24 protein-coding genes and 1 riboswitch are annotated in these 24,867 nt (G+C 43.8%); of the genes, 16 read left to right on the top strand and 8 right to left on the bottom strand.

Going from position 1 to position 24,867, the window contains the following annotated elements; genetic code table 11:
- The first annotated feature begins 20 nt into the window (after positions 1 to 20).
- Positions 21 to 314, top strand: coding sequence for a BMC domain-containing protein (locus LU279_RS07740; protein ID WP_274422002.1), 294 nt, complete (start codon positions 21 to 23; stop codon positions 312 to 314).
- Between the two features lie 200 nt (positions 315 to 514).
- On the opposite strand, the gene arcC is transcribed toward LU279_RS07740, so the two are convergent.
- From arcC to dpaL, 4 genes are all read right to left on the bottom strand, one after another.
- Positions 515 to 1,459 carry a carbamate kinase gene (gene arcC, locus LU279_RS07745; protein ID WP_274422003.1) on the bottom strand — a complete coding sequence of 315 codons (945 nt, stop codon included), beginning with the start codon at positions 1,457 to 1,459 and terminating at the stop codon, positions 515 to 517.
- A gap of 80 nt (positions 1,460 to 1,539) precedes the next feature.
- Complete coding sequence (gene ygeW, locus LU279_RS07750) at positions 1,540 to 2,733, bottom strand: knotted carbamoyltransferase YgeW (RefSeq protein ID WP_274422004.1); 1,194 nt, start codon at positions 2,731 to 2,733, stop codon at positions 1,540 to 1,542.
- Between the two features lie 48 nt (positions 2,734 to 2,781).
- Positions 2,782 to 4,092 (bottom strand): YgeY family selenium metabolism-linked hydrolase, encoded by a 1,311-nt coding sequence (locus LU279_RS07755; RefSeq protein WP_274422005.1) that lies wholly within the window; start codon positions 4,090 to 4,092, stop codon positions 2,782 to 2,784.
- A 99-nt stretch (positions 4,093 to 4,191) separates the two neighbouring features.
- Positions 4,192 to 5,421: a diaminopropionate ammonia-lyase gene (dpaL, locus tag LU279_RS07760; RefSeq protein WP_274422006.1), complete on the bottom strand. Its 1,230-nt coding sequence runs from the start codon at positions 5,419 to 5,421 to the stop codon at positions 4,192 to 4,194.
- Positions 5,422 to 5,629: 208 nt separating this feature from the next.
- Between dpaL and LU279_RS07765 the strand changes: the two genes are divergently transcribed.
- From LU279_RS07765 to LU279_RS07775, 3 genes are all read left to right on the top strand, one after another.
- Positions 5,630 to 6,874 (top strand): DUF1015 domain-containing protein, encoded by a 1,245-nt coding sequence (locus LU279_RS07765; protein WP_274422007.1) that lies wholly within the window; start codon positions 5,630 to 5,632, stop codon positions 6,872 to 6,874.
- 354 nt (positions 6,875 to 7,228) lie between these two features.
- Positions 7,229 to 8,647, top strand: coding sequence for a sodium:proton antiporter (locus LU279_RS07770; protein WP_442870148.1), 1,419 nt, complete (start codon positions 7,229 to 7,231; stop codon positions 8,645 to 8,647).
- Positions 8,648 to 8,662: 15 nt separating this feature from the next.
- Positions 8,663 to 9,649, top strand: coding sequence for a cytidylate kinase-like family protein (locus LU279_RS07775; RefSeq protein ID WP_274422009.1), 987 nt, complete (start codon positions 8,663 to 8,665; stop codon positions 9,647 to 9,649).
- Positions 9,650 to 9,784: 135 nt separating this feature from the next.
- Here the strand turns inward: LU279_RS07775 and LU279_RS07780 are convergent, their stop codons facing one another.
- Entirely contained in the window at positions 9,785 to 10,423 is a 639-nt protein-coding gene (locus tag LU279_RS07780; RefSeq protein ID WP_274422010.1) for a helix-turn-helix transcriptional regulator, read from the bottom strand.
- A gap of 186 nt (positions 10,424 to 10,609) precedes the next feature.
- Here LU279_RS07780 and hydA point away from each other — a divergent pair, with 186 nt between their 5' ends.
- Positions 10,610 to 11,995: a dihydropyrimidinase gene (gene hydA / locus LU279_RS07785; protein WP_274422011.1), complete on the top strand. Its 1,386-nt coding sequence runs from the start codon at positions 10,610 to 10,612 to the stop codon at positions 11,993 to 11,995.
- Positions 11,996 to 12,179: 184 nt separating this feature from the next.
- Here hydA and LU279_RS07790 read toward each other — a convergent pair whose 3' ends face one another.
- A complete protein-coding gene (locus LU279_RS07790) occupies positions 12,180 to 13,403 on the bottom strand; it encodes a dicarboxylate/amino acid:cation symporter (protein WP_274422012.1) in 1,224 nt (407 codons plus the stop codon).
- A gap of 30 nt (positions 13,404 to 13,433) precedes the next feature.
- The gene (locus LU279_RS07795) at positions 13,434 to 14,729 is read right to left on the bottom strand and encodes an L-cysteine desulfidase family protein (RefSeq protein ID WP_274422013.1); all 1,296 of its coding nucleotides are present in this window, start codon (positions 14,727 to 14,729) and stop codon (positions 13,434 to 13,436) included.
- A 408-nt stretch (positions 14,730 to 15,137) separates the two neighbouring features.
- On the opposite strand from LU279_RS07795, the gene LU279_RS07800 reads away from it, so the two are divergent.
- The 4 genes from LU279_RS07800 (at position 15,138) to LU279_RS07815 (ending at position 18,434) form a co-directional block, all read left to right on the top strand.
- Positions 15,138 to 15,398 carry a TM1266 family iron-only hydrogenase system putative regulator gene (locus LU279_RS07800; protein ID WP_274422014.1) on the top strand — a complete coding sequence of 87 codons (261 nt, stop codon included), beginning with the start codon at positions 15,138 to 15,140 and terminating at the stop codon, positions 15,396 to 15,398.
- The gene (hydE, locus tag LU279_RS07805; RefSeq protein ID WP_274422015.1) at positions 15,395 to 16,432 is read left to right on the top strand and encodes a [FeFe] hydrogenase H-cluster radical SAM maturase HydE; all 1,038 of its coding nucleotides are present in this window, start codon (positions 15,395 to 15,397) and stop codon (positions 16,430 to 16,432) included. Before LU279_RS07800 ends, hydE begins: the two co-directional genes overlap by 4 nt.
- 36 nt (positions 16,433 to 16,468) lie before the next feature.
- Positions 16,469 to 17,887 carry a [FeFe] hydrogenase H-cluster radical SAM maturase HydG gene (gene hydG, locus LU279_RS07810; protein WP_274422016.1) on the top strand — a complete coding sequence of 473 codons (1,419 nt, stop codon included), beginning with the start codon at positions 16,469 to 16,471 and terminating at the stop codon, positions 17,885 to 17,887.
- A 79-nt stretch (positions 17,888 to 17,966) separates the two neighbouring features.
- A complete protein-coding gene (locus tag LU279_RS07815) occupies positions 17,967 to 18,434 on the top strand; it encodes an SH3 domain-containing protein (protein WP_274422017.1) in 468 nt (155 codons plus the stop codon).
- An 81-nt stretch (positions 18,435 to 18,515) separates the two neighbouring features.
- On the opposite strand, the gene LU279_RS07820 is transcribed toward LU279_RS07815, so the two are convergent.
- Complete coding sequence (locus LU279_RS07820; RefSeq protein ID WP_274422018.1) at positions 18,516 to 18,995, bottom strand: S-ribosylhomocysteine lyase; 480 nt, start codon at positions 18,993 to 18,995, stop codon at positions 18,516 to 18,518.
- A gap of 274 nt (positions 18,996 to 19,269) precedes the next feature.
- On the opposite strand from LU279_RS07820, the gene trpS reads away from it, so the two are divergent.
- From trpS to LU279_RS07855, 7 genes are all read left to right on the top strand, one after another.
- Entirely contained in the window at positions 19,270 to 20,274 is a 1,005-nt protein-coding gene (gene trpS, locus LU279_RS07825; protein ID WP_274422019.1) for a tryptophan--tRNA ligase, read from the top strand.
- Positions 20,275 to 20,375: 101 nt separating this feature from the next.
- Positions 20,376 to 21,113, top strand: coding sequence for a peptidylprolyl isomerase (locus LU279_RS07830; RefSeq protein WP_177505740.1), 738 nt, complete (start codon positions 20,376 to 20,378; stop codon positions 21,111 to 21,113).
- A gap of 471 nt (positions 21,114 to 21,584) precedes the next feature.
- Positions 21,585 to 21,932, top strand: coding sequence for a hypothetical protein (locus LU279_RS07835; RefSeq protein WP_274422020.1), 348 nt, complete (start codon positions 21,585 to 21,587; stop codon positions 21,930 to 21,932).
- A gap of 110 nt (positions 21,933 to 22,042) precedes the next feature.
- Positions 22,043 to 22,618 carry an SMI1/KNR4 family protein gene (locus LU279_RS07840; protein WP_177505738.1) on the top strand — a complete coding sequence of 192 codons (576 nt, stop codon included), beginning with the start codon at positions 22,043 to 22,045 and terminating at the stop codon, positions 22,616 to 22,618.
- A gap of 332 nt (positions 22,619 to 22,950) precedes the next feature.
- A riboswitch (TPP riboswitch) is annotated at positions 22,951 to 23,057 on the top strand.
- A 127-nt stretch (positions 23,058 to 23,184) separates the two neighbouring features.
- Positions 23,185 to 23,379: a sulfur carrier protein ThiS gene (gene thiS / locus LU279_RS07845; RefSeq protein WP_274422021.1), complete on the top strand. Its 195-nt coding sequence runs from the start codon at positions 23,185 to 23,187 to the stop codon at positions 23,377 to 23,379.
- On the top strand, positions 23,380 to 24,006 hold the full coding sequence (gene thiF / locus LU279_RS07850) for a thiamine biosynthesis protein ThiF (protein WP_274422022.1): 627 nt from the start codon (positions 23,380 to 23,382) through the stop codon (positions 24,004 to 24,006). It abuts the gene before it with no gap.
- An 82-nt stretch (positions 24,007 to 24,088) separates the two neighbouring features.
- Positions 24,089 to 24,856 (top strand): thiazole synthase, encoded by a 768-nt coding sequence (locus LU279_RS07855; protein WP_274422023.1) that lies wholly within the window; start codon positions 24,089 to 24,091, stop codon positions 24,854 to 24,856.
- Positions 24,857 to 24,867: the final 11 nt, after the last annotated feature.

Below are 24,867 nucleotides of genomic sequence, written 5' to 3' on the forward strand. Positions count from 1 at the left end.
GATAAAGTGAGGAAATTATTATGAGATACGGAGCATTCGGACTGGTAGAGGTTCTGGGAAGCAGCAATGCGATTCTGGTGATCGACCAGATGCTGAAAACATCAGAGGTATCTTTTCGTACCTGGAATACAAAATGCGGCGGTCATACAACTGTGTTTTTAAGTGGAGATGTAGCGGCGGTTACGGCAGCGGTAGACAGTGTAAAAGGAAATCCGCCCTGTGAGATCATTGCATCGGCAGTAATCTCCAATCCTTCCGAGGAGGCTGTGCGCCTGGTGGAAGAGGAAGCGGCCAAGCATGCTTCCGCAAAATAAACGCAGGGGATAAGAGCAGATTCCGACATTGAGAAGCTGTAAAGAATCTGTTTAAAAAAGAGTTTGCACAAGAAGAAAAATAAACAGGAGTCCGGGGAAAGTTCTTTATTGGAATCGAACTTTCCCCGGACTCCTGTTTTATTATTTTTTTGGGGGAAAATCAGGATATTTTGTACTGTTTTTCCCAGTAAAATAAAAACTTATAAATGGATCAGGGTTCCTGTTTTTCCCTGGATTCCGTCTCTTGCTTTTTCAAGAAGAGTGATCATGGCTGTGCGGCCGGAGCCGGAGGAAGCAAAGTCCATAGCTGCCTGAACTTTTGGAAGCATGGAGCCGGCAGCAAAATGACCTTCATTCACATATTTCTGCGCTTCTTCCACAGTGAGATCACTTAACCATTCTTCGTTTTCTTTGCCAAAATTAATGGCAACCTTCTCCACAGCAGTAAGAATGATCAGCATATCTGCGCCCAGTTCCTTCGCCAGAAGACTGCTTGCAAAATCTTTATCAATAACAGCGGAAGCGCCTTTCAGATGATCGCCCTGAAGTGTGACCGGGATTCCGCCGCCGCCGCAGCAAATAACGATTTTGTTGGCATCTACCAGACTGTTGATAGCGTCCTGCTCCACGATTTCGACAGGCTTTGGAGAAGCCACTACACGACGGTAACCGCGTCCGGCATCCTCTTTCGTGATATAACCATAAGTTTTTTCAGCGTGTTCTGCTTCTTCTTTGGACATAAAATGTCCAATGGGCTTACTGGGATTCTGGAAAGCAGGATCATCCGGATCTACCCGAACCTGGGTTACTACCGTAACAACCGGAGTGCGCACAAAACCTCTTTTGCGAAGCTCTTCTCGCAGTGCGTTCTGGAGATCATATCCAATGTAGGCCTGGCTCATTGCAACACATACCGAGAGAGGAGTGTTGGGCTGGTTGGAATCTTCACGGGAGAGAGCGGCCATGGCATTGTTGATCATGCCTACCTGGGGACCGTTTCCATGGACAACCACCACCTGGTGTCCGTCTTCGATCAGGTCACAGAGAGCCTTTGCCGTTGTTTTTACAGCCAGCATCTGCTCGGGCAGAGTGTTTCCAAGTGCATTGCCCCCCAGAGCAATGACAATACGTTTCCGTTTATACATGTAAAAACCTCCTGACTGGGAAAAAACAGCAGGGCCGTGCAGAACAATGCTCCACAGGCCCTGTCGTTTTTTGGAATGATTTATTTAAGGATTCTCGGAGCTGCTTTTACTTCCAGTTTTTTCAGGATATCCTGCGGTTTTTCAAATTTGGAAAGCAGGATCATAGCAGCAATGATATATGGTTTGAAGCTTGCTTCTTTGTAAAGCGGAATTCTGTAGCGGTCAAATACGCTTGCATCAACCTCGCCTGTCTCGCAGCTTACACCTGTGATATCAGCCGGCAGGCAGTGGAGATAAAGTGCTTTTCCGTCTTTTGTTGTTTTCATCAGTTCTTCTGTGCAGACCCAGTCTTTGTGATCTGCATTCTGAGCAAGAAGTTCTTTTTCCAGTTTGTCTATGCCGTCAAAATCACCCTCTGCATAAAGGTTTGTACGCTTTTCCATAGCTGCGAAAGGAGCCCAGCTCTTAGGATAAACGATATCAGCATCTTTGAACGCTTCTTCCATGCTGTTTGTCTTAGTAAAGGTACCGCCGGTAGCTTCGGCATTCTTTCTTGCGATTTCTTCAACCTCAGGCATTACATCATAGCCTTCCGGATGAGCAAGAACAACATCCATGCCAAAACGTGTCATAAGACCGATCACACCCTGAGGAACAGAAAGTGGTTTTCCATAGGAAGGAGAGTAAGCCCATGTCATGGCAAGCTTTTTACCTTTCAGGTTCTCAACACCGCCAAACTCATGAATGATATGAAGCATATCTGCCATACACTGAGTTGGGTGATCCACATCGCACTGAAGGTTTACAAGAGCAGGTCTCTGTTCAAGGATACCGTCTTTGTTTCCTTCTGTTACAGCGTCCATAAATTCTTTCTGATAAGCATGGCCTTTTCCGATGTACATATCGTCACGGATACCGATCACATCAGCCATAAAGGAAACCATGTTTGCTGTCTCACGGACTGTTTCGCCGTGAGCGATCTGAGATTTTTTCTCATCCAGATCCTGAACCTGAAGACCAAGAAGGTTACATGCAGAAGCAAAAGAAAAACGGGTTCTTGTGGAGTTGTCACGGAAGATAGAGATTCCAAGACCGCTTTCGAATACCTTTGTGGAAATGTTGTTTTCTCTCATGAAACGGAGAGCGTCTGCAACAGTAAATACAGCCTCAAGCTCTTCATCTGTCTTATCCCATGTCCAGAAGAAGTCGTTGTTGTACATCTCTTTGAAATTCAGCGCATTTAATTTGTCAATATAGTCCTGTAAAGTTTTCATAAATGATCTCCTTTTTACATATAGATATTATTTTTATCTTTTTTATTTTTACTTACAGTAGGAAGCCGGAAGTGCTGCGTAAACAGCTGCACATCTTACCAGGTCGATCTTCCATGTTTTTTCATTTGGTGCATGAGCCTGTGCCTCTGCGCCAGGTCCGAATCCGATGCACGGGATTCCGTTACGTCCCATAATAGAAACGCCGTTTGTGGAGAAGGTCCATTTGTCTGTAAGAGGACGGGCTTTTCTCATAGCCTCTGTCTCTGCGTTTCCGAGTCTTGTTTCACCGTACAGATTTTTGTATGCATCTTCAAGAGCTTTTGTTACTTTGTGATCTTTCGGGATTGCCCATGTAGGGAAGTAGCACTCGATCTCATATACGCATCCTGTGTAGGACGGGCGGTCGTAGTTGTACATAGAAACTACAACATCATCTCCGTATTTCTTAACACTTGGAAGGTTACGGATCTCGTCAAGACAGCTTTCCCAGGTTTCTCCGAATGTCATACGTCTGTCAAGAGATACTGCACAGGAATCTGCAACTGCACAGCGGCTGGGAGAGGTGTAGAAGATCTGAGAGCAGGTAATGGTACCGCGCCCAAGGAATCTTGCTTCTTCCCAGTCAGGATTGTATTTCGGGTTCAGCATTTTTACCAGACCCTTGATTTCTGTTTCATCAGCGTCATCATTTTCATTAAGAGCACGTACATCCTGAAGGATATCTGCCATTTTATAAATAGCGTTGTCGCCACGCTCAGGAGCAGAACCGTGGCAGGAAACACCTTTTACATCAACACGGATTTCCATACGTCCTCTCTGTCCTCTGTAGATACCGCCGTCAGTAGGCTCTGTGGAAACAACAAATTCCGGACGAACCTTGTCTTCGTTGATAATGTACTGCCAGCAGAGACCGTCGCAGTCTTCTTCCTGAACAGTTCCCACTACCATGATCTTGCAGCCTTCCGGGATCAGATCAAGATCTTTCATGATCCTTGCACCGTAAACAGCAGATACGATACCGCCGCACTGGTCAGACACGCCGCGTCCGCCGATTTCCTCGTCAGTCTCATAACCTTCATATGGATTGAAGTCCCAGTTTTCGATATTACCGATACCAACAGTGTCAATATGTGCATCGTAGGCAATAATCTTGTCGCCGGTTCCCATGTAGCCGATCACATTTCCCTGAGGATCGATGACAACCTCGTCAAAATCCAGTTTTTTCATTTCGGCAGCGATGGTTTCGATATGAGCTTTTTCATCGCAGCTTTCTCCGGGGTTTTTTACGATTGCTCTTAAAAACCTGGTCATGTCCTCCAGATAGTTCTGAGCTGCTTCGTTAATTTTTGCGTAATTCATTGTAAATACCTCCCATAATAAATCAGTTGATAAAATTTTAAAATTGTTTCGTATCAGTGCTTGGATGATCACTGTAAAGAGCAGGCTGATATCCGTCAGTTATTTGCTGAGAGATTCCTCTGTTCCATAAAGTCCGTCCCACACGATCTCACGGTAGCGCACCGGATCGGTATCTCCCTCTGTGGAGATTACAAGGACGTTGGAGTTTTCATCAAGCTTCAGGGCCTTTTTCAAATCTTCTGCATCTTTATCATGAAGGGCGGTGTAGCAGAGACCGAGAGGCACGGAGCCTGATTCTCCGGAGACAATATGCGGATCTCCCTCAAGCGGGTTTGCATAGATTCTGGTAGCTTTTGCGCTCATCCAGTCCGGACAGGATGCAAATACTGTTACATGATTTCTTAAAATGTCCCATCCAATGGTGTTTCCTTCACCACAGGCAAGACCGGCCATGATAGTCTGAAGATCTCCGGTTACGTTTACAAGTTCGCCGGTTTTCTTTTCGGCTGAGCGATACAGACAGTCTGCTGCGCCTGCTTCGCATACAACCATTATCGGAGGATTCTCTTTATATTTGTGAGCGAAATAGCCAACCACTGCTCCGGCAAGAGAACCAACGCCTGCCTGCACAAATACATGAGTGGGACGTTCTACGCCCTGTTCCTTTAACTGCTGATCGGCCTCCATGACCATGGTTCCATAACCCTGCATGATCCAGGAAGGAATTTCTTCATAACCGTCCCAGGCAGTATCCTGGACAATGATGCCATGTTCTGTTTTTGCAGCCTCGGCAGCAGCCATTCTTACACAGTCATCATAGTTGCATTCCTCAATGGTAACAGTTGCGCCTTCTTTGGCAATGTTGTCAAATCTTGTTTTGGTTGTTCCCTTTGGCATTCTTACTACAGCCTTCTGTCCAAGGCGGTTGGCAGCCCATGCAACTCCACGTCCGTGATTTCCGTCTGTGGCAGTAAAGAAGGTTGCCTGACCGAATTCTTCTCTCAGTTTATCGGAAGAGAGTACATTGTAGGGCAGATCGCTGATATCCCGTCCAAGCTCTTTTGCTATGTAGCATCCCATGGCGTAGGAGCCGCCCAGCACCTTGAATGCGTTCAGACCAAAACGATAGGATTCATCTTTGCAGAAAATATTTTTTACACCCAGATAAGATGCCAGAGAAGAAAGCTTCTGAAGGGGCGTCACGGTATACTGGGGAAAGCTTTTGTGAAATTCATTTGCTTTTTTTACATTTTCCTCGGACATTAATTCAAGGAAAGTATCGTCGGATTTCGGAACTTCATTAAGCGTCCATTTTAATCCTTCAGTCATGTAAAATCCCTCCTTAAAAAATCTGTTTCACACTTATTATTTATTACTTTTGTTAAATCTATCATATCATAAATAATGAATTTTGCAATAGAAAATACAAAAATTTTTAGGTTTTTCAAAAAATATTTAGCAACATTGAAAAGACAGGGTTCCTGTGTTAAAATCAACATATATTTTGACAGTGAAATTAAGGAGGAGGACAGTTATTATGGCAGTTTTTCAGGCATTTCGGGCATTGCGTCCCACACCGGAAAAAGCAGAGTGTGTGGCATCGCTTCCATACGATGTGGTAAGAGAGGAGGAAGCCCGTGTAACAGGCGGGAAAAATCCTTTTTCGTTTCTTCATGTGGACCGGGCTGAGATCGATCTTCCGGAAGGGATTGATCCATATGACAACAGTGTTTATGAAAAGGCAAAAGAAAATCTTCAGGACATGGAAGAAACAGGGACCCTGATCCAGGATGAAAAACCCTGTTACTATATTTATGAGCTGACAAGAAGAGGAAAAGTTCAGACAGGCATTGCAGGCTGCTGCTGGGTAGATGACTATCTGAACGGAGTGGTAAAAAAACATGAGCTTACCAGAGAAACTAAGGAGCAGGACCGTATCCGTCATGTGGATACCTGCAACGCCAATACAGGACCTGTTTTTATGGCGTGCACATATACAGAACCGCTTCTTGCGCTGATGGATAACTGGAAAAAAGAACATGAGCCTGTTTATGATTTTGTCACAGAAGATGAGATTGGTCACAGAGTGTGGGTGATAGATGGGGAGCCAGAGTCGGAGCTTATCAAAAAAGAATTTGGAGAGATTCCTTCTATTTATATCGCAGATGGTCATCACCGTGCCGCATCAGCAGTCAAAGTGGCACTGAAAAGAAGAGAGGAATATCCTGATTATACAGGTGAGGAAGAGTTTAATTATTTTCTTTCCGTGGTATTTCCTGCGGATCAGCTTACAATTCTTTCCTATAACCGGGTGGTGAAGGATCTGAACGGTGTGGCGGAAAAAGCATTTGTAGGAAGTCTGAAATTTAATTTTGAGCTGATGGTTATGCCCGGATTTCCATGTAAACCGGTAGAAAAGCATTGCATGGGCATGTATGTGGGAGGAGAATGGTATCACCTGAAAGCCTGGGAGGATGTCTGGCAGGATCAAGATGCTGTAGGACAGCTGGATGTTTCTCTTTTGCAGGATAAGGTACTTGCTCCTGTTCTGGGGATTCAGGATCCCAGGACAGATGAGAGAATCCGTTTTGTAGGGGGAAATCATAAATTACGGGAGCTTCAGGAAATGGCAGATGAGACAGGAGGCGTGGCGTTTGCCCTGTATCCTACGTCCATGGAGGAACTGATGCAGATCGCAGATGAAGGCAGGCTGATGCCGCCAAAATCCACATGGTTTGAGCCAAAGCTGAGAAGCGGACTTTTTATTCATAAACTTTCCTGAAAAAAAGATAAGATCACAACAGAGAACAGATTGACAGAAGAGAGAAATTATGGGACTGCTCAGGAACGCAAAAAGAGCAGTCCCAGATTTTTGTTATGGATCCGGCAGAAATAATTAACAGGAATTTATACAAAGAAAGAGTATGGGAGATTTTTTCTTTGTATATTAGACCAGAAAAGCATGAGTGAATCCGTAAAGAAATTGTCGAAACCCCATGAAAAATGCACAAAAATCAGGGTGATATATCATATAAATTGCATATATACACAATTGATTTTTGACTTTCATATGTTATAATTTTCCTGTTAAAAAACTTATCTGGGGGTGACGTAATTGAAGAAAATTCTGACTTTTATGAGCGTTGTTCTGGCTGCAGTCCTGGTATTCCCGACTAATGTCTGGGCAGCAGGCGGCAGTGAGGCGGCAGCCCAGGTTCCGGTGTGGCTCTGTATTCCTTTTGCCGGACTTCTTCTGTGCATAGCAGTGATGCCGCTTGTAAAAGGTGAATGGTGGGAAGCACATCAGCCGCTGGTAGTCGGATTCTGGATCGCAGCTATGGTGATTCCGTTTATTGCAGTATACGGAGCAGGAAAAACTGTGGAAACAGTTCTGGAATGTACGGTAAATGATTACTTGACCTTTATCATTCTGCTGTTCGGCCTTTTCTGTGTATCGGGAAATATTACCATGGAGGGCGATTTTGCAGGTTCTCCGAGGATCAATGTGGGTCTTCTGGCTCTGGGAACACTTCTTTCAAGCTGTATTGGAACCACAGGAGCCAGTATGCTTATGGTGCGTCCTGTGATCAAAATGAATTCATGGAGAAAACGTAAAAGCCATATTATGGTGTTCTTTATTTTTATGGTATCCAACATGGGAGGCTGTCTGACACCTATCGGTGACCCGCCGCTTCTTATGGGATTTATGAGAGGAGTTCCGTTTTTCTGGAGCCTTCACCTTCTTCCTATGCTTCTTTTTAATATGGTTATTCTTTTGTTTGTATTTTATCATCTGGACAAATGGGCATATCGCAGAGATATCGCAGAGGGACGTAAGCCGGATATCAGCAAACCCGGTACAGAGTTCAGAATTGACGGTCTGCACAATATTGTATTCCTTTTCATGATCGTTGGCGCGGTTATTTTAAGTGGAGTGCTTCCGGGAATGCCGGCTTTTCAGGATGCAGCAGGAAACGTAAGAGGAATCCATATTTTCGGAGAGGTTACTTTAAGCTTCCCGGCTCTGATCGAGATCGCGGTAATCCTTCTGGCAGCATGGCTGTCCTTCCGCACAACAAAGCAGGAGATCAGAAGAAGAAACCATTTTACCTGGGGTGCGATCAGGGAGGTTGCTGTTCTTTTCATAGGTATTTTTATTACCATGCAGCCGGCTCTGATGCTTCTGAAATCTGTAGGTCCTGAGCTTGGCCTTACTGAGCCGTCTCAGCTTTTCTGGGCGACAGGAGCACTTTCCAGCTTCCTGGACAATACACCTACTTACCTGGTATTTCTGACAACAGCAGGAACACTGGGGATTACCGGTGGAATTGCCACATCCCTGGGAACAGTTCCGGCAAAGCTGCTTTCTGCAATTTCCTGCGGAGCAGTATTTATGGGAGCTAATACATACATCGGAAATGCGCCGAACTTTATGGTTAAGTCCATTTCTGATGAGAATGGTGTCAACATGCCTTCCTTCTTTGGATATATGCTCTGGTCCCTGGTGTTCCTTGTTCCTGTATTTATCATAGATACTTTTGTATTCTTTTTGTAAGGAGGGCGGACAAACATGGAAGAAAATCAGAAAAAATATACAGAGCTTGCCAACCGTATTTACGATCTGGACGGAGCGGTTTATGAATGTGTAGGATCTTCTCTTGGCCGTACCTTTACAGGAGGTAGGGAGAGGACAGTCCGGAACCTGAGTATGCTGATGTACACAAAGCCGGACGGACATATTCTGAGAAGTGAACTGGCTCTTATCAGTAACATGGCCCGCACCATTGAAAATAAAGAAGAAAAATCCAGGATGATGACAGAATATAACGAGATTCTTATGGAGATTGAGAAGCTTCCGAATGTGTTCGGTAAAGTTGATATTCTGGATGATGAGAGAGTGCGTCTGAATCTGGCAGCTACAAGAGAAAAGCTGTCAGAGGACGATCATCTTGTGGTCTGCATCAGCCGTACCCAGGGAAGCGCTGGAAATGATATTGGCTTTGAACTGGCGGATAACCTTAAGATCAATTATTATGATGTAGAGATTTTTGATCAGGTTATGAAGCGTCTGGAAGCAGATAAGGACGCAGTTAATGATGCGGAAAATTTTGCAGACTTTAATAAATATACAAAAAAAAGCGGCGGAAGCCTGAAAACCAGATTCCGGGAATTTAACCGTTACCATGGTCTTCCAAAACAGGATGCTGTATTCTTTAATATGAGCGATCTCATCTGCAATCTGGCAAAAACAGAAGACTGCATTATTATGGGACGCTGTGCCGATATGATCCTGAAAAACAATCATATTCCTCATATCAGCCTGTTTATCAGCGCACCGTTTTCTGTTCGTGTGGAGCATATTATGGCGGTCAGAAACATGGAACTGAAGCAGGCGATTCGATTCCTGAAAAAAATGGACAGACAGCACAGGAAATATTATCAGTTTTATACCGGTGAGAAATGGGGAAAGCCGGAAAACTATGATCTGTGTATCAACAGTGCGAACTATGGAATAAAAGAAACCATTGATGTGATCAGAAGAATGATCGGAAAATAAAAATACTCTAAAAAATCTCATACATTCAACCTGTAAAGTGCAGAAAATCTGCAAGGCTGAATGGTATGAGATTTTTTGTTTGCATGACCTGCTGATGAAAGAACTGGTCGGTGAAGGCCTGTGCCGGTTGAAAAATTATTTGTTGACATCAATATAGCTATACAGGGTGTATTTGGAAATTCCAAAATAATTTGCAACTTTGTCCCCTGATTTGGTGATCAGAAATGCCCCGGAGTCATTCAGAAACTGAATGGCAGTTACCTTATCTTCCTTGTTCATCAGGGCTACCGGTTTGCCTACCAGGGCAACGGATTCTTCAATCAGATGATCCAGAAGGTCATTGACATTATGGGTGATCTCTTTTGGTTTTTCTTCGGTGTTGACAGGTGTGACCAGATCATGAACAGCGCTTTCGATCATAGTCAGTCTGGAAATATCATAGTTGATCCCAAAAACATAATGGAGACTGCCGTCATCATCACGTATATAAGAAGTGCTGCATTTCAGAATTTTGCCGTCGGAAGTTTTCATCAGATATCCGGCGTGGTCTTTGGGTTCCTCCTGTGTCTTGTTATTATTGTGTCGGATCACATCAAAAACCGCATTGGAAGGACCATCTCCGATCCCTCTGTTTGTCACATGTCCGTTTTCAATGTGTACGATAGAATTTCCCGGATCATTTGTTTTCAGATCGTGAATCACTACTTCGCAGTCAGGGCCAAACTGACAGGCGATATCGTGAGCAATCTGTTTCAGTACAGTAAGCCGTCCCATAGTTTATCTCCTCCGTTGTTGCGTTTTCTTTTATATTAACATAACAGGATATAAATAAAAAGTTTTTTTGCAAAGAAAAATGTGTAAGCCTGAAAAAGTTTTGAGCAACCTGGGTAGAAACGATTGAAGCAGGGAAAAAATAATGGTATATTGTATAAAAGAAATCGAAATCGGGGGTGACAAGTTATGAAATACTTACTAAAAAACGGTACGATAGTATCAGGATCCGGTATGCTTGATCAGGATGTTCTTATAGACGGTGAAAAGATTGTCAGGGTTGGGGAAAATCTGACCGCAGAGGATGCAGAGATGATTGATGTGTCCGGAAAACTGCTTTTCCCGGGCTTTATTGACGGGCATACACATTTTGATCTTGAGGTTGCGGGAACCGTAACAGCAGATGATTTTGAAACAGGAACAAAGGCTGCGATTCTCGGGGGAACCACTATGGTCATTGACTATGCCTCTCAGGACAAGGGCGGTCATACACTGAAAGAAGGCCTGGAAAAATGGCATGGAAAGGCAGACGGGAAATGTTCCTGCGATTATTCTTTCCATATGTCTATTGTAGAATGGAATGAGCGCACAGAAAAAGAAGTTCAGGATATGATCGATGAGGGAATTACAAGCTTTAAGCTTTATATGACTTATCCGGCCATGATCGTAGACGACTGTGATCTTTATAAGATCCTGAAAAAACTGGGAGAGTGCGGCTGTTTTGCCGGAGTTCACTGTGAAAATGCAGGAGTGATCGACGCTCTGATCGCTGAAGCTAAAAAACAGGGAAGAACAGGTCCGGAAAATCATCCTCTGGTGCGCCCGGACACCATGGAGGCAGAGGCTGTCCACAGACTTCTTGTGATCGCAAAAGAGGCAGATGCGCCTGTTATGGTGGTTCATCTTACCAACCGCAAAGCCTATGAAGAGATTATGAAAGCCAGAAAAGAAGGACAGACTGTTTATGCGGAAACCTGTCCTCAGTATCTTCTTCTGGATGACAGCGTTTATTCTAAACAGGATTTTGGCGGAGCTGTTTATGTGTGTGCGCCTCCCATCCGTAAAAAGGAGGATCAGGACTGTCTCTGGGACGCATTGAAAAGAGAGGATATCCAGACAGTTGCCACAGATCAGTGCAGTTTTACCCTGGAACAGAAGGCTATGGGAAAGGATGATTTTACAAAGATCCCCGGCGGACTTCCGGGAGTTCAGACAAGAGGAACATTACTTTATACCTACGGTGTCCGCACCGGAAAGATCACAGAAGCTCAGATGTGCAGATTTTTATGTGAAAATCCTGCAAAGCTTTATGGCATATATCCGAGAAAAGGTGTGATCCGGGAGGGCAGTGATGCGGATATTGTTGTTTTGGATCCGAAAAAAGAAAGTGTAATTTCAGCCAGAACTCATGCGTACAATACAGACAATAATCCCTTTGAAGGTTTTGGCATCCACTGCTCCATTGACGATGTGTTCCTGAGAGGCCATCATGCAGTACAGGACGGAAAACTGAAAGAAGAAAAACTGGGAACCTTTATCCGAAGAGGAAAGAATACTCTGGTATCAGAGGAATAAAAAGCCAGGATCTCTTATCAAAGATACAGCCGGTGGAAAAATCTGAATTGAAAATTAGGGTATTGTTTTCGTACAAAAGAGAAGAAGGATTTTACAGGGGAATACAGTGAAAATAATAAAAACTGCAGAGCGTTCCGTCTCAGGAAAGAAACGGACTTCTGCAGTTTTTGTTTGTAGATACGGATCAGAGATCAACGTGGATATTCTGCTCCTGAATGTGATGGCGTTTTGCATAGCCGGTAAGGAAAAGCGTCAGGGCGCCGTCTCCTGTTACGTTGCAGGCAGTACCGAAGCTGTCCTGAAGGGCAAAAATGGTAAGCATAAGGGCTGTGCCGGTTTCGTTGAAGCCAAGAACCCCGGTGATGATTCCGAGAGACGCCATAACGGTTCCTCCGGGGACACCGGGAGCGCCGATGGCAAACACGCCCAGAAGAAGACAGAAAAGGATCATAGTGCCGGCAGACGGAAGGGAGCCGTACAAAATTTTGGATACTGTCATACAGAAAAATACTTCTGTGAGAACAGAACCGCAAAGATGGATATTGGCAAAAAGAGGAATGCCAAACTGTACCATATCTTTCCGAAGTGGTTTTGCTTTTCCGGCACATTGAAGGGCAACGGCAAGGGTAGCTGCCGAGGACATGGTTCCCACTGCAGTCAGATAGGCAGGACCGTAGTAGCGCACCACGTCCATGGGATTTTCGTGTGAATAGATCCCTGCAAGGATATACAGAAGAGCCATCCAGATAAAATGTCCGATAAGCACGATCACGATCACCTGAAGGAATACAGGAAGCTGCTTGGTGATAGAACCTTCATATGCCAGACTGCAGAAAGTCAGGGCAATAAAGAAGGGAAGCACCGGAATGATCACTTTGGAAACAATGGAGAGAACAATTGCCTGGAATTCCTCGAGAACTCCTGTGATCATTTTTGATTTGTTCCAGGCGGCGGCAAGTCCGATCATAATGGAAAAGACCAGTGCGCTCATAACAGACATGATCTGTGGGATTTCCAGTTCAAAAACCACTTCCGGAAGCTGCTTCAGCCCTTCTACATCAGTGACAATGGATAAATGAGGGATGATTGCATATCCGGCTGCTGTGGACATAAGCGCAGCCCCAATGGAAGATGCGTATGCGATCACAATAGCAACCCCAAGCATCCGGGAAGCACTGTTGCCCAGTTTGGTAATAGACGGCGCTATAAAGCCAATGATGATCAGCGGCACACAGAAATTGATCAGCTGTCCAAGTACATATTTCAGAGTGACAACCACATTCAGAATACCGGCAGTAATGACGGAGCCGTCTGTGGAGTTCAGGATAATCCCGGATACAATACCGAGAACAACGCCTACAAGAAGCTTAAAGGGAAGGCTGGTAAAAAAACTGTTTTTTTCTTTCATAAAAATAAAAGTCCTCCTTTCAAGTAAGAATCAGCAGTCCTGATCTACATTTACACGATCGATCATAATGTTAAGTATTTCCGTATCAGTGGCCCTCATTCCCACACGGCCGATATACCCCATGCTCTTTATGGTTTTTTCCACATCGCCCCGTATGATTCCTTCTCCCGGAAGGAAACTTTTATTCTGGATACTCATGTGAAAGGCCATTAGAGCTGCGTCAACGGAAGATGCGATTTTTGCAGCGCAGGACGGTTTTGCGCCATCGCATACGATTCCTCCTACATTTCCCAGAGTGTTGATAATAGTCAGGGAAACCTGCTGATAAGTTCCTCCGTACATATAAGTGATCCCCGCTCCGGCTCCGCAGGCAGCGCTGACAGCTCCGCAGTAGGCGGAAAGACTTCCGATATAATATTTCTGATGAATGGCAACCAGATTACTGACAACAAGAGAGCGGTAAAGCTTTGCTCTGGAAACCTCCCATTCTTCTGCATAGGTGATCACAGGAAGAGAAACGGTCATGCCCTGATTGCCGCTTCCGGAATTGATCACAACCGGCATGGAACAGCCGCCCATGCGGGCGTCGCTTCCGGCAGCAGCTCTTGCACAGGCTCTGGTGGTGATTCCTTTTCCCCACACATGCATCAGAGTTTTGCCGATCTGCGCCCCGTAATTATTGTCCAGACCTTCCTGGGAAATCGCTGTATTCAAACGGATCTGACGCTCCAGAAGCTCCTGGACATCTTCAATTTTTACCTGATCAGCAAAATCCAGAATATCTTTTACTGTAAGCTTTGATTTGTCAAAAGGAGGTTCCTCCGGTTTTTTCTCTGTGGTTTCTCCGGAAAAAAGAACCTGACCGTCTTTGACGATCTTTGTAATATTGGTGTGCTGGTCAACAATGGTCACCTCCGCATAATGGCTGCCTTTACATACCTTTGCGCAGATATAGAGATTGGAAACGCCTTCTGCAAGCGTACAGGAACAGACGTGGTTTTCAGCCAGCTCCTGAGCCTGTCTGATATGTTCCGGACGGATGCCCTCAAGAACTTCAAGAGCTTTATCGGCGTTGCCTCCTGTAATGCCAAGGAGCGCTGCAATATCAATTCCTTTCAGTCCTCCGGAATTGGGAACAGTGACACCTTTTACATTTTTTATAATGTTTCCGCTTAAATGCATTTCAACGGAATCCGGAAACTCTCCCAGAATCTGCCGTGCTTTGGCGGCAGCATAGGCAATGGCAATAGGTTCCGTACATCCGAGAGCAGGAACCAGTTCATGATGCAGGATAGCCAGGTAATTGGCATATAATGCAGAATCCATAATTTTTCCTCCGATGTGTACATAAATTCCTGATTATTTCAGAACAGAGTTGAAACTTCAGGTATGATTTTGGTTACTGTGAGTAGTAACGTTTTTTTATTATAATAGAAATTGCGTGTGGAGTATAGTGCAAAATTCGGGAATTTTAGTAAGGTGAGTTTGTAGAAAGAATTAATTGTTTTTGACGAAAATATATGGTATATTGAAATTGTACCGGACTTTTAAGGGAAACCTGACAAGAATGGACGTCAGAGAATGTAAAAAACAGTGAGATATGGCTGCAGTTGTAATCTGCAGTTTTTTCTGCATATTTTCCGGTGTCCCAGAGGGCATCTTTTTTTATTTTAAAAGGGACTGTTCAGGAAAACTGTATCTGGCGAAAACAAACAGCAGGAAGGGAGATGTTTTATGGATACAAGAATTGCAGTGATTGCCATTATTGTGGAAGACCGCTCCAAAAGTGAAGAACTGAATCGGCTGCTTTATGAATATGGAGAATTTATAGTAGGAAGAATGGGAGTGCCTTATCGCCCGAAGGGTGTGTCTGTGATCAGTGTGATACTGGACGCTCCCCAGGAAACTATCAGCGCCTTGTCCGGAAAGCTGGGAATGTTGGATGGGATCACCAGTAAAACCGTATATTCTAAAATGCCGGAGAAAAATTTATGAAAGAGCTGATCGACAAGCTACATCACACACAAAGGCTGAGCAGGGAAGAATTTCTGAACCTGTTTTCCAACAGAAGCCCGGAGACAGATCTCTATGCCCGGGAGCTGGCAAAAGGTGTACGGCAGAAAATATATGGAGATCAGATTTATATCAGAGGTCTGATCGAATTTACAAGTTTCTGCAGAAATGACTGCTATTACTGTGGACTGAGAAGAAGCAATCATGCTGCGCAGCGATATCGGTTGACAGAGGAGGAGATTCTTTCCTGCTGTCAACAGGGTTATGGGCTGGGATTTCGTACCTTTGTCCTTCAGGGGGGCGAGGACGGATATTTTACAGGAGAAAAGCTGTCCGGGCTGGTGCGCCATATCAAAGAAAAATATCCGGACTGCGCAGTGACCCTTTCAGTGGGAGAACGCACCGAAGAAGAGTACAGAGCATTTCGGACAGCCGGTGCAGACCGTTATCTTCTCCGTCATGAAACGGCAGATGACACACATTACCGGGTTCTGCATCCGGAACCGTTATCTCTTCAGAACAGAAAAGACTGTCTCAGAACCCTTAAAAAACTGGGATTTCAGACAGGAGCGGGATTTATGGTAGGATCCCCGGGACAGACGGCAGAAACTCTGGCAGAGGATTTTTTATTTCTGAAAGATCTGGATCCGGAAATGGTGGGGATCGGACCTTTTATCTCTCACAAAGATACGCCTTTCCGGGGCAGTGAGGACGGAACCCTTGAAGATACACTTTTTTGTCTGGCTCTTGTGCGGCTGATGCTGCCTCAGGCTCTTCTTCCGGCAACTACGGCTCTTGGCACGATCGCTCCGGATGGAAGAGAGCTTGGGATACTTTCCGGAGCCAATGTTGTGATGCCAAATCTTTCTCCTTTGTCAGTAAGAAAAAAATATATGCTTTATGACGGAAAGATTTCCACAGGAAATGAGGCGGCAGAATGTGTGGAGCAGTTAAAAAAGAGAATGGAAACAATTGGCTGTTACATTGTAACAGACCGGGGAGATTATAAAAAATAAAAAGACAGGCTGTCTGAGGCGGCAGAAGGAGGACTTATGTATAATCCGAAGTCAACAAAAGCAACAGAATTTATTGATCATCAGGAAATCCTGGATTCTCTGGAATATGCCAGAGCAAATAAAAATAATACGCAGCTGATCGAAGAACTCATTGAGAGAGCGAGAGACTGTAAGGGGTTAAGCCACAGAGAGGCGGCTCTTCTCCTGGAATGTGACGATCCGGCGCTTGTGGAAAAAATGTACCATGTGGCAAAAGAAATCAAACAGAAATTTTATGGAAACAGAATTGTCATGTTTGCGCCTCTTTATCTTTCCAACTATTGTGTTAATGGATGCGTTTACTGTCCTTACCATGCAAAAAACAAACACATCCGCCGCAAAAAACTGACTCAGGAGGAAATCCGCCAGGAGGTGATTGCTCTTCAGGATATGGGACATAAGCGTCTTGCTCTGGAAACAGGAGAAGATCCCAAAAACAATCCTATTGAATATGTGCTGGAAAGTATCAAAACCATTTACAGTATCAAGCACAAAAACGGAGCCATCCGCCGTGTGAACGTAAACATTGCGGCGACCACAGTAGAAAATTACCGGAAACTGAAAGAAGCAGGAATCGGAACCTATATCCTTTTTCAGGAAACATATAATAAAGAAAGCTATGAGGCACTTCATCCCACAGGACCCAAAAGTGATTATGCATACCATACAGAAGCCATGGACCGTGCCATGGAAGCGGGCATTGACGATGTTGGCTGCGGTGTGCTTTTTGGACTGGAAACTTACCGTTATGACTTTGTGGGAATCCTGATGCATGCAGAGCATCTGGAGGCCCGGTTCGGTGTAGGACCTCACACCATCAGCGTTCCAAGAATCTGTCCGGCTGATGATATTGACACAAAAGACTTTACCAATGCCGTTCCGGACGAGATTTTCCAGAAGATCGTAGCCGTAATCCGCATTGCAGTTCCTTACACAGGAATGATCATTTCTACCAGAGAGTCTCAGAAATGCAGAGAAAAGGTGCTGGATCTTGGTATTTCCCAGATCAGTGGAGGCTCCAGAACCTCTGTGGGAGGCTATGCAGAGGAAGAGCCGGAGGAAGACAATTCCGCTCAGTTTGATTTAAGTGACAGAAGGACACTGGATGAGATCGTCAGCTGGCTGCTGGACCTGGGGTATATTCCAAGCTTTTGTACAGCCTGTTACCGGGAAGGACGCACCGGAGATCGTTTCATGTCTCTTGTAAAGAAGGGACAGATTGCCAACTGCTGTCATCCAAATGCATTGATGACTCTGAAAGAATATCTGGAAGATTATGCATCTATGGATACCAGAGAAAAAGGTCTGAAGGTGATCGAGAGAGAACTTCAGAATGTGGAAAGAGAAAAAACAAGGGAGATCTGTGCAAAGAATCTGAAGGAGATCGAACAGGGAAAAAGAGATTTTCGTTTCTGAGGTGAAAAGCAAAAAAGGCTTGCATAATCCACCCGGAATGGGGTATCATGGTGATATGCTATAAAGGAGGAAAATTCTTATGAAGAAATCCAGATTACTGATTGCACTGGCAGGTCTTACTCTTGTTGCATCCGGCTGCGGATACAGCACTGGAGGAGAGGATTCTACCGTGACTGTGATAAAGGCAACCCCAACCCCCACTGCAACGCCTACACCGGCAGCAACACCTACACCGGCTGTAACAGCAACACCGGTGCCGCAGACTTCTCAGACAGCAAGCGGTGTTAAGATCATACAGAAAAATGTTACATATTATGCAAACAATGAGGCTAATATCCGTACAGACTGTGTAACAACAGATCAGACCAATGTTATCCGGAGCACCAAGGTAGGCGAACAGCTTACCGGTACAGGTGTCAGCGAAGATAATAAATGGGTTGAGGTAGAGCTTGAGGGACAGAAAGGGTATATCAGTGCCGAGTATGTGACCACTGAGGCTCCGGCAGGAGCACCTGCGGCAGAAGGAACTGCCGCTCCGGTTCAGTAAAAACAAAAGCAAAGAAAAACCAGAGCATATTTTCTATTTTGGATAGAAAAAGCTCTGGTTTTTTATTGTGCTGATAATTATTTACTCCGGATAAATCAGCCGTTCCTCTTTGATATCGTAAAGAACCTCTTTTAAATATTTATCGGCCAGATATTTTGCCATGTTCAAGTTCATATCCAGATAGTTGCCGCAGTCTTTGGCGGAAGCGCCCGGGATTTCTCCCTCAAAGTCACGGATAAATTCAAACATTTCTGTTATCAGACCGACAATATCCTTTGATTCGTAATCTCCTGCCAGCAGAAGATAATTTCCGGTACGGCAGCCCATAGGTCCCCAGTAAATAACTTTTGACCCGAATTCTGCGTGGTTCCGGAGAAAAGTAGCTGCCAGATGTTCCATGGCATGAAGCTCAGCAGTATTCATAACAGGTTCTTCGTTGGGAGAAGTCATGCGGATGTCAAAGGTGGTGATCACCTGATCGCCCAGATAGTCTTTTCTGGAAACATAGATCCCCGGCTGAAGCTTTATATGGTCTATGGTAAAGCTTGCAATTTTTTTCATGTTTTTTCCTCCTGGTTTTTTGTACTTTCTCTATTTTAACAGACCAGGTTCCAGGTGACAAGTAATTGACTTTATTTCTACAGAATGATAAACTAATATACAATTCAGATGTGCATAAAGGAAAGGTGCAGAAGGCATCTACAGAACTTTCGGAACCGGAAACTACAGGCTGTGGATATCCTGTGTTACAGGAAACCATGATTCCGGCAATACGAGAGATATTCGGGATGTGCAGAATACTTTCCCAAATGCGTCAGTAAGAGAGGTATAGACTATGATAAATGACAAAAAAGTTTTATTCAGCGGAATGCAGGCAACAGGAAATCTCACTCTGGGAAATTATCTTGGCGCTCTGAAAAACTGGCTGACTTTAAGTGACGAATATGAGTGCTTTTACAGCGTGGTAGATCTTCATTCGATCACTGTCCGTCAGAATCCGGCAGAGCTTCGCAAAAGCGCCCGCAATCTTCTGACTCTTTATATTGCAGCAGGACTTGACCCGAAGAAAAACTGCATTTACTATCAGTCCCATGTTTCCGGCCATGCTGAGCTGGCCTGGATTTTAAACTGCTTTACCTACATGGGCGAACTGAACCGTATGACTCAGTTCAAGGATAAATCTGCAAAGCATGCAGATAATATCAATGCAGGTCTGTTTACCTATCCGACTCTGATGGCAGCAGATATTCTTCTGTATCAGACGGACGTGGTTCCGGTTGGAATTGATCAGATGCAGCATCTGGAGCTTACCAGAAATATTGCAGAGCGTTTCAATAACATTTACGGAGATGTGTTTACTGTTCCGGAAGCTTATGTGGGCAAAGTAGGGGCAAAGATCATGAGTCTTCAGGATCCTTCCAGAAAAATGTCAAAATCTGACGAGAATCCCAATGCCAGCATTTATCTTATGGATGATCCGGATACCATCATGCGTAAATTTAAGCGCGCGGTAACAGATTCAGAAGGCTGCGTAAGCTACAGAGATGAGCAGCCGGGCGTAAAGAATCTGATTGAGATTTACTGCGCCTGCACAGGAAAAACACCGGACGAGGCAGTAAAAGAATTTGACGGAAAAGGATACGGCGAGCTGAAACCGGCAGTGGCAGAAGCTGTTATCTCTGTTCTCAAACCACTTCAGGATGAATTTGCCCGTCTTTCCAAGGATAAGGCATATATTGATTCCATTATCAAAGAAAATGCAGAAAAGGCTAATTATTTTGCCACAAAAACTCTGCGCAAGGTTCAGAGAAAGGTTGGTTTTCCGGACAGAATCCGGTAAGAAAAAGGGAAAGAGAAACTCCGGCATTATGGACATTATATGACAGAAGTCCGCAGGCAGGATTTTTGTCAGTAAACAGCAGGATCAGGAGGAAAATAAAAATGAAACATAAAACTCTGGCAATACTTTGTGCAGTAGTCCTTACAGCAGGAATGATGACAGGATGCGGACCAAAAACAGAAGCGACAAAGACAGAGAGCAGCAGTGAAAATACAGTCAGCGATGAGGATGCAGAAAAAGCAGGCTTCAGTGACGGTTCCGGTGAGGAGAACTCTGACGGGGGAAATGCATCTGATGCCAAAGACACAAAGGAAGCAGTTCTTGATACAAGTAAGGAGCTGACTGGAATCCACCATGCGCAGATCAATATAAAGGATTACGGTGAGATCCAGGTGGAGCTGGATGCAGATACTGCTCCCATTACAGTCACCAATTTTGTAAAGCTGGCTCAGGAGGGCTTTTATGACGGACTGACTTTCCACCGTATTATGGACGGATATATGGTTCAGGGCGGAGATCCTCTGGGAAATGGAACAGGTGGATCAGATGAAAATATCAAAGGTGAATTTTCAAATAACGGGGTGGAAAACAACATTTCCCATACAAGAGGCGTAATCTCCATGGCAAGAGCTATGGATCCGGACAGTGCAAGCTCCCAGTTTTTTATTGTGCACGAGGACAGCACGTTCCTGGATGGAGATTATGCAGGATTTGGTCATGTAACAGAGGGAATGGACGTTGTAGATGCGATCTGTAAGGATGCGAAACCAACTGACAACAACGGAACTATCAACCCGGACGAGCAGCCGGTGATCGAGAGCATTACTATTGTTGACTGATGCACAGTACAAAATATAAGTAAGAGATAAAAACAGGCAGGTGTAAATATTGCACCTGCTTATTTTTTATATTGTGCGTCCAGCGAAGCTGGACCACACTTGCCGGTGTAAGTCCGGTCACGGTAAGCGTCAGTGAGCCGTGTAGCTAAACTCGGTGCGTTGTGTCAGTAGCCTGTTGCGGAACAATACCTGCGCCTTTGATAAGGCGTGGGATAAAAATATTCTGACAGATAGCAGAAAAATAATGACATATAAGTTTTATGAATGATATAATAAATCATTAAATATAAAGAATTTCATTGTTTTTTTATTAGACGAAAATAAATCAAATTATGAAATTTCAGGGGGAAGATTATGGGTAGAATAATTATAGTTTTATATACCGAAGCTTTATTGTTATCTGTTTTGATAATTTGGTTTTTATATCACCTGATAAAAAGGAAAAGAATCTTTCGGTGGGAGAAGGCTCCAATGGATATGAGAGATTTTGTAAAAAGAAACGAAAAAAAGATGAATATGATTTCTAATGGTATTATAGGTATCATTTTGATTCCTTCGTTTTTATGGGTGGTACCTCCTGCTGTACAGGATTTTCCTAACGTGATTTCTGAGAACTATCTTCAAGCAGAGGGAAAAGTAACAGCTTGGGATTATAGTAATGAAGACGAATATCAAACAAGAGCTGTTGGAATTATGGATCATAAAACGAAACAAGAAATATCTGTAACTGTTTATAGCAAAGGGATACATAAAGGAGAATACCTGAAGGTTAGATATTTGCCTAATAGCAAATATGGAGAGATTGAGGAACATAAATGATGTAGCTGTTGTATTTTTCATGGGACTGAAAGCATTGTTATAATTGAAAATCAATGGCTTAATAAAAGCAGAATGACTGAAAGATTTTTAAGGGATGGAAGTGTGCAGAGATGTTAATATCAAAATTTAACAATGAAAATATTGAGAATGCCATTCAAGAAATGGAAAACCGTTATAGCCTTATTTTTCCTGAGGAATATCGAATATTTTTACAAAAATATAATGGAGGAAAAACTCCTGACACAGTCTTCCGGCTTAAGGGGATTTCCTCAGATATTCAAGGGTTTTATGGTTTGGGTAAAGCAGATTGTAATTATAATATTTCGATGCTTGAAAACACACCATTGTTTTTGGATGTGATCCATAATAATCTGTTTCCTGTTGCAATTAATTCGTTGGGAGATCATCTTTTAATTGGATTATCCGGAGATAATACAGGGAAAATATATTTTTGTTACCATGATATGCCAACAAAGAATAGAGAATTATCATCAAGTTTATCTGCCTTTTTGTCCTGTTGCGGAAGTCAAAAAATCGGGCATATCCGTACCATAGAAGAACGGATTGCTGATATGGAACGAATGGGGAAAGGAAATAAAATTACAGAGGAAAAATTGAAATGCTGGCAAAAAGAAATTGATGAGTATTCACAGATCAAACAAGAAAAAGTTATTTTGAAAGTTTAGACATTATGTAAGACCATTTATTAAAAATAATGAAATGCAGAATAATTTTTTATATAAGTGTTTCCATATTACTGTTTCCGGAAAACGAGGGGGATATGAATTATATAACTCAAAGAGTAATTTATCTATGTGATATGAAACAATGATTAATATTATTTTAAAGAAACTACAAAAATAATATCTTTTTAGAAAAATGCTCGGATAATCTAAAATAACAGAATATGGAAGGGATTTAACGAAAATAAAAATCTTGTAATTTACACTACAAAAGTATATAATAATTACAGTTCACAGATTACTGTGAATGGTAACCTATAATAAACAGGAAAACTAAATAAAGCAGACGGGAGCTTGTATGACAGGCTGAGAGGAAGGTATGACCTTCGACCGATAACCTGATTTGGATAATGCCAACGTAGGGATGCCTGAGCATAAGTGTATGTATAACGGGAAATTACCGAAACTGGTAGTTTCCCGTTTTTTCATAGAAAACAGTGGATTTATATAGAATTTCTCTGGAATGCGGGGCGGAACCGTCTGGTTTCTGCTTGAAAAGAGGTGAAAATATGGTAAAGATCAATGGTGAGTTTCTGGAAGAAGAGGGAAAAACGCTGACAGAGTATCTGGAAAGCGCAGGTTATCAGATACAACGTGTGGCAGTAGAGAAAAACGGAGAAATTGTGCCAAAAGCAGAGTATTCCAGTACAGTCCTTGAAAATGGAGACAGCATTGAAGTAGTAAGTTTTGTAGGAGGAGGCTGAATGATTCCAACCAGAGATGAGATGGAGCAGGCATTTAAAATGCGCCATGGAAAAGAACTGCAGGAGAAATTTTCTTCAGCAGTGGTGGCAGTCTGCGGGCTGGGAGGACTTGGCTCTCATATTGCAGAAGCGCTTGCCAGAGCCGGGATCGGTAAGCTGATCCTTATTGATTTTGACAACGTAGATGTCAGCAATCTTCACCGGCAGCAGTATAAGGCGGAACAGGTGGGAAAGCGCAAAACAGAAGCTATAAAGGAAAATCTCAGAGAAATCGCGCCGTATCTGAACACAGAGGTACATAATGTAAAAATAACCCGGGACAATGCAAAGGAACTTTTAAAGGATGCAGATATCATCTGTGAGGCCTTTGATGATGCAGAGAGCAAAGCTATGCTTACCGATGTGGTACTCTGCAGTATGCGGGAAAAATATCTGATAGCTGCATCAGGGATGGCAGGGATGGGAAGCGCAAATGATATTCGTACCAGGAAGATCACAGAGCGTTTTTACCTCTGTGGAGATGAAACCAGTGAGGTAAAGGAGCAGAACAGTCTTGTGGCTTCCAGGGTGATGGTCTGTGCAGCCCATCAGGCCCATGCAGTTCTACGCATACTTGCCCGAAAATAACACATAAAACAGAGAGGAAACTCTCAGAAGAGAATCTGTAGATGTAAAAAAATGCACAAATAGTAGAAAGAGGAAATGGACAATGAATGATAAGCTGATCATAGGGGGACATGAGTTTAACTCCCGTTTTATTCTTGGCTCGGGAAAATATTCTCTGAAGCTGATCGAGGCTGCAGTAAAGGATGCCGGAGCGGAAATCATTACACTGGCGGTGCGCCGGGCAAACACAAAAGATCAGGAAAATATTCTGGATTTTATTCCGGAGGAAGTAACTCTTCTTCCTAATACCAGTGGAGCGAGAAATGCAGAGGAAGCAGTGCGGATCGCCTGTCTTGCCAGAGAACTTGGCTGTGGAGATTTTGTAAAAATAGAGATCATGCGTGATTCCAAATATCTGCTTCCGGACAACCAGGAAACCGTAAAAGCAACAGAGATTCTGGCGGACAAAGGATTTGTGGTAATGCCCTATATGTATCCGGACCTGAATACTGCCCGTGATCTGGTAAATGCAGGAGCAGCGGCAGTTATGCCTCTTGCATCTCCCATTGGTTCCAACAAAGGTCTGGCTACAAAAGATTTTATCCAGATTCTTATTGATGAGATTGATCTTCCCATTATTGTTGATGCCGGGATCGGAAAGCCTTCCCAGGCCTGTGAGGCAATGGAAATGGGAGCAGCGGCAATTATGGCAAATACCGCTCTTGCCACAGCAGGAGATCTGCCTCTGATGGCTGCCGCATTTAAACAGGCTATTGAAGCCGGACGAAAGGCATATCTTGCAGGTCTTGGAAGAGTGCTGACAAGAGGTGCATCTGCTTCGGATCCGCTGACAGGATTTTTAAGAGATTAGAGGTGAGTGAA

Origin of the sequence: Blautia sp. XA-2221 (assembly GCF_028767025.1) — a bacterium.
GTDB lineage: Bacteria > Bacillota > Clostridia > Lachnospirales > Lachnospiraceae > Blautia_A.